The 2,430-nt window shown below is 68.7% G+C and carries 2 protein-coding genes; one reads left to right on the top strand and one right to left on the bottom strand.

What is annotated here, in order from left to right; all coding sequences use genetic code 11:
- On the top strand, positions 1 to 681 hold a 681-nt coding region (gene proC, locus C1I97_RS35400), incomplete at its 5' end, for a pyrroline-5-carboxylate reductase (protein ID WP_111007045.1).
- 31 nt (positions 682 to 712) lie between these two features.
- Here the strand turns inward: proC and trpS are convergent.
- On the bottom strand, positions 713 to 1,708 hold the full coding sequence (gene trpS, locus C1I97_RS35395) for a tryptophan--tRNA ligase (protein WP_111007046.1): 996 nt from the start codon (positions 1,706 to 1,708) through the stop codon (positions 713 to 715).
- Between the last annotated feature and the right edge of the window lie 722 nt (positions 1,709 to 2,430).

The raw sequence follows: 2,430 nt of genomic DNA, 5'->3' as shown, positions 1-2,430 counted from the left end.
CTCCGCGCCCGCCACGGAGTCACCCCGGTCACCAACCCGGAAGCAGCGAAGACCGCCGACACCCTGATCCTCACCGTCAAGCCCCAGGACATGGGCGCCCTCCTCGACGAACTCGCCCCGCACATCCCCGCCGACCGCCTGATCATCAGCGGCGCGGCGGGCATCCCCACCTCCTTCTACGAGGAGCGCCTGGCCCCCGGCACTCCGGTCGTCCGCGTCATGACGAACACCCCCGCCCTCGTCGACGAGGCCATGTCCGTCATCTCCGCCGGCACCCACGCCACCGCCGGGCACCTCGCCCACGCCGAGGAGATCTTCGGCTCCGTCGGCAAGACGCTCCGCGTCCCCGAGTCCCAGCAGGACGCCTGTACCGCCCTGTCCGGCTCGGGCCCGGCCTACTTCTTCTACCTGGTCGAGGCCATGACCGACGCCGGCATCCTCCTCGGCCTGCCCCGCGACAAGGCCCACGACCTGATCGTCCAGTCCGCCATCGGCGCCGCGGTGATGCTCCGCGACAGCGGGGAGCACCCCGTGAAACTCCGCGAGAACGTCACCTCCCCGGCCGGCACCACGATCAACGCCATCCGCGAACTGGAGAACCACGGCGTACGCGCCGCCCTCATCGCCGCACTGGAAGCCGCCCGCGACCGCAGCCGCGAGCTGGCCTCCGGCAACAGCTGATCCCGCCGCCGGGCGGTCGGCGGATCGCTCTTCAGGCGGGCAGCAGCCCGATCGCCCGGTACGCCGCGTCGACCGTCGGCCGCGCTGTCCCCCTGGCCTTCTCCGCGCCCGCCCGCAACACCGCCTCCACATAGGAGGGATCCGCGCACAGCTCCCTGTGCCGTGCCTGTACCGGCTTCAGGACCTCGACCACGGCCTCCGCCGTGTCCTTCTTCAAGGCGCCGTACGACGCGTACGCACCGCTCAGGTCCTCCGGGTTCCCACCCTCACAGGCCGCCAGGATTTCCAGCAGGTTCGCGACCCCGGGCCGCTCCTGCCGGTCGTAGACCACGTCCCGCCCGCTGTCGGTCACCGCCCGCATGACCTTCTTCCGCACGGCCTCCGGCTCGTCCAGCAGATAGACGATGCCCGGCCCGGAGTCGTCCGACTTCCCCATCTTCGACGCCGGGTCCTGCAGGTTCATCACCCGCGCCGCCACCTTCGGATGGGTCGCCCTCGGCACCACGAACGTGTGCCCGTAGCGCTGGTTGAACCGCACGGCCAGATCACGGGCCAGCTCCACGTGCTGCGTCTGGTCGTCCCCGACCGGCACCTCGTCCGTGCCGTACGCCAGGATGTCCGCGGCCATCAGCACCGGATACGTCAGCAGCGACAGCCGCACGCTCCCGCCCCGCTGCTGCTCGCGCGCCGCCTTCTCCTTGTACTGGATCATCCGCCGCATCTCGCCGTCGGTGGCCACGCACTCCAGCAGGTACGACAGCCGGGCGTGCTCGTCCACATGGCTCTGCACGAACACGGTGCACCGCTCCGGATCGAGCCCCGACGCCAGCAGCAGCGTCGCCGCCTGCCGGCTGAGCCTGCGCACGCGCGCGGGATCGTGGTCCACGGTCAGCGCGTGCAGGTCGACGACGCAGAACAGCGCCTCCGACTGGTGCTGGTCCACCTCGGCCCACCGTCGCATGGCGCCCAGGTAGTTCCCCAGCGTCAGGTGTCCGGTCGGCTTGATCCCGCTGAAGACCCGTGTCATCTCCACTCCATCTCCTGGTCGAGGCCGCCGTCCCGGCCGGCCGCCCCCGGAGTCCTGGAGGAGATACGAGAACGGCCGCCGAGGCGGCGGCCGTTGCATGCATACGTGAGTACGGCCGCCGTCAGGCGGCCCACCACAGATGGGTACACGTACGCGTGGTCATGGCCCCAGGATACGGCTCGGGAGCGCCGTTCGGCAGCGAGTTGACACACCCCGCCGTGATTCGTAGTGTTCTCCGAGTTGCCCGAAGTGAGAGCCGACTCCGGTCGGTCCCCGGACAACCCTTCCGCAGTACCACCCTCTCCTCGACGACAGTCGTGCAGTCTGGCTGTTGTCGTTGCATTGGCGTGCGTATTCACGGAATGAGGAATCCGCGTCCGAAAGGCCGCAGCCCCCGATTCGCACGGGGGCAGGGAATCCGCTAAAGTCTCACTCGTCGGAACGGCCCAACGGCCGTGAAGGCAAACCCCGCTGACTGGGGGTCAGGTCGAAAAGGGATCTGATAGAGTCGGGTCCGCCGGAAAGGGAAACGCGAGAGCGGGAACCCGGAAAGCGCCGAGGAAATCGGGTCGGGAAGATCTGATAGAGTCGGAAACACCGAAGGGAAGCGCCCGGAGGAAAGCCCGCGAGGGTGAGTACGAAGGAAGCGTCCGTTCCTTGAGAACTCAACAGCGTGCCAAAAATCAACGCCAGATATGTTGATACCCCGTCTCCGGCCGGAT

The sequence above is a fragment of the Streptomyces sp. NTH33 genome (assembly GCF_003236365.1).
GTDB lineage: Bacteria > Actinomycetota > Actinomycetes > Streptomycetales > Streptomycetaceae > Streptomyces.
This window is presented reverse-complemented; position numbering and strand designations above follow the sequence as displayed.

Coding starts and splice junctions, on each gene's coding strand:
- trpS (WP_111007046.1), bottom strand. CDS start 1,708: ATGACACGGGTCTTCAGCGGGATCAAGCCGACCGGACACCTGACGCTG.